General features: G+C 39.5%; 5 protein-coding genes. All 5 read left to right on the top strand.

The window, feature by feature from the left end:
- A partial coding sequence (locus PHU49_17095; protein ID MDD5245726.1) for a hypothetical protein occupies positions 1–376 on the top strand: 376 nt, incomplete at its 5' end.
- Between the two features lie 118 nt (positions 377–494).
- Complete coding sequence (locus PHU49_17090) at positions 495–956, top strand: hypothetical protein (protein MDD5245725.1); 462 nt, start codon at positions 495–497, stop codon at positions 954–956.
- Between the two features lie 219 nt (positions 957–1175).
- Entirely contained in the window at positions 1176–1688 is a 513-nt protein-coding gene (locus PHU49_17085) for a hypothetical protein (protein ID MDD5245724.1), read from the top strand.
- Entirely contained in the window at positions 1685–2254 is a 570-nt protein-coding gene (locus PHU49_17080; GenBank protein ID MDD5245723.1) for a hypothetical protein, read from the top strand. Before PHU49_17085 ends, PHU49_17080 begins: the two co-directional genes overlap by 4 nt.
- The gene (locus PHU49_17075) at positions 2221–2529 is read left to right on the top strand and encodes a hypothetical protein (GenBank protein ID MDD5245722.1); all 309 of its coding nucleotides are present in this window, start codon (positions 2221–2223) and stop codon (positions 2527–2529) included. Before PHU49_17080 ends, PHU49_17075 begins: the two co-directional genes overlap by 34 nt.
- The last annotated feature ends 46 nt before the right edge of the window (positions 2530–2575 follow it).

The raw sequence follows: 2575 nt of genomic DNA, 5'->3' as shown, positions 1-2575 counted from the left end.
ACCAGGGACACCAGAATTCCAAGAACCTGAAATGGACCTGGGAACAAGTTGGGCAGAGTTTGAAGACGAGAACGAACAGCAAGAACAGGCACAAGTGCCTGACTGGATTAAGGAGATGATAGAAAAAGAACATGAATTAACTGAACTAGTCCAGACAAAACGACAAAATTGGTGCAAGACACACAGACTAGCATGGAAAACCATGCACATGCATGAACTAAAAGGAAAAACGTACATCAGGATCATGAGAGAGTACTACGCATTCTGCCAAGAGCACAAAGTAAAAGTGCCAACGTTCAGAGAAGACATACAGCTACAGTCCATCAGAAGATCCCTGGAAGGGATCATTCCAGAGTGGGAAGGGAGGGTGTGGTAGATAAATGCCTCGCACCAACTTCAAGCTACCCTCGCGCGGCTCGGCGACGCTCGCGCGGCGAGCGTCGGCTTGAAGAGTGCTGCGGCAAACGATTGTAGTAGATTCGAAAGGTGATCAGATGTATATAATTGGAATAGTAGGACATGGTAAAAACAAGTTCACATCGAAATCAGAAGATACAGCAAAGAGATTAATAAAGAAAATACTAACGGATGGATTGGCAACTCATGGTAGCATAACACTATGCTCAGGACATTCACCAGTCGGTGGAATTGACATATGGGCAGAGGAGATTGCAATCGAAATGGAAATACCAATTGACATCAAATCACCAAAGACATTCACATGGAACGGAAACTACGGATATAAAGAAAGAAACATCGACATTGCAAATACATCTGATGAAGTACACTGCATACTGGTAAGCACGTATCCACCTGGATACAAAGGAATGAAATTTAAATCGTGTTATCACTGCGATAAACATCCAGAAAAAATACCAAAACACGTAAAATCAGGTGGATGCTGGACAACATGGAGAAGTAAAAATCCGATATTTCATGTAATAAGGAGTGACTAGAACATGGTATATGACCAGAAACATGTATGCAAATTATTAGTTAATTGGATGTGTGAATACTGCCCAAACATAATCAAATGCCAAACAAAATTACACAAGGGAGAAATGAACTATAAACAAATGTGCATTTGTATTGACAACGGAATAATGACTACAACTGGACATTTCCCAAATGAAGATTACTTCAACAAGCGATTGGAATAGTGGAGTTGAGAAGACATGGTTGAAATTGATGAAGAAACGAGCAAAGCACTAGAAGTAATGGCACTTTATGACATGAACACACACGATAACATAGTAAAAGCGATGAGATTAAAAGAAGAAGCAACACTGACAAATAATTGGTTAGAAGAAACGATACAAAGAATAATATACATACAACTGAACACAAGAGAATGGTCAATAGATACATCAAAATGTACAGCAATGAGTGAAGACATACAATGTTATGCAAGAATAACAAAAAAAAACAAATTCATAGCAGATGCATATGAAAGAAATCCACAGAGTGCATTAATATGTGCATATGCAAATGCATTACGAACAGTAAATACAAATAAGTGGAAACAGGAAGAACAAACAAATAAAATGAAAAACGAACTGATAAGATACAGGGCAATGCTAATGATCATTGGAGAGTATGACAGTGACTGGAAACCATCAACGAGTAAAGAACATGAAGTGATGGTAAAAGCAAAAATACAACTAATGGAAGAAGGAATAATCCAATGATACCACCAGAACTAACAACAATCGACCATTGGATTTCATGGAAACCAGTAAACCAAGATAAGAAGCCACTCGACCCGACTGGTCGAGTGGCTAATGCACTGGACCAGGCGAACTGGCAATCACTGATAAAAGTGATGATAGGACAACAACCGGAATGCTGTAAACTACCTATGCTAATAGACACAAACTTCAACGAACATCACCTAATGGATAACATGACACACCTGATATGTCCAAAATGCAGATCAGGAAGACACATCCCAACCAAAGCCGACAGAGTCGGCTTTGTATTGACTGGTGACTACGTAGTGATCGACGGGGATCATGAACCTTGGATCACAGAATTAACAGACAGATACGTAGAGAAGACCTACTGTGAAGTAAGCCCCAATGGTGGGATTCACGTATGGTTGAGAGGAAAACATAAAAATCAGAGAGGGAACTTCGAAGTGTACAACGACAAAAGATGGATGACAGTAACAGGAATAGGAAATGACTTGGTAATCAGCGAGATTACGGAGGAAGACAGAGAATGGTTAGCAAAGATGATAAAATCAAAGAAGTAATCAAGCACTGTAAGGAAGATATGATAGATTTAAAAATCGTAATGTACAGAGAAACAAGCAATGACATGATGTTAGTGTGGAAATATCAATACAACCTGAACATAGAAATCATAAGGAACCTGGGAATCGGGAACCTGGCAGTAGCCTCAGCATTGATGAGGGAATTGTCCAGGTCGATCATAGCTGCGACGGCTTACCAGATGAATTGCCGAAATTTAGACTTTAATAGTAGAAGACAAGACAATATAAGCAAGGAACAGATAATCGAACCTTGAGGCTATTAGGAGGCTTTAACGTGATATTGAAAATACTAGCATCACT

The sequence above is a fragment of the Syntrophorhabdaceae bacterium genome (genome assembly GCA_028713955.1).
In the GTDB taxonomy this organism is placed as follows: Bacteria; Desulfobacterota; Syntrophorhabdia; order Syntrophorhabdales; family Syntrophorhabdaceae; genus UBA5609.
The sequence above is the reverse complement of the archived record's forward strand: the minus strand, read 5'-3'. Positions and strand labels throughout refer to the sequence as shown.

Bases quoted from the DNA above. Each gene is read 5' to 3' on its own strand.
- PHU49_17090 (MDD5245725.1), top strand. From the start codon at position 495: ATGTATATAATTGGAATAGTAGGACATGGTAAAAACAAGTTCACATCG.
- PHU49_17085 (MDD5245724.1), top strand. From the start codon at position 1,176: ATGGTTGAAATTGATGAAGAAACGAGCAAAGCACTAGAAGTAATGGCA.
- PHU49_17080 (MDD5245723.1), top strand. From the start codon at position 1,685: ATGATACCACCAGAACTAACAACAATCGACCATTGGATTTCATGGAAA.
- PHU49_17075 (MDD5245722.1), top strand. From the start codon at position 2,221: ATGGTTAGCAAAGATGATAAAATCAAAGAAGTAATCAAGCACTGTAAG.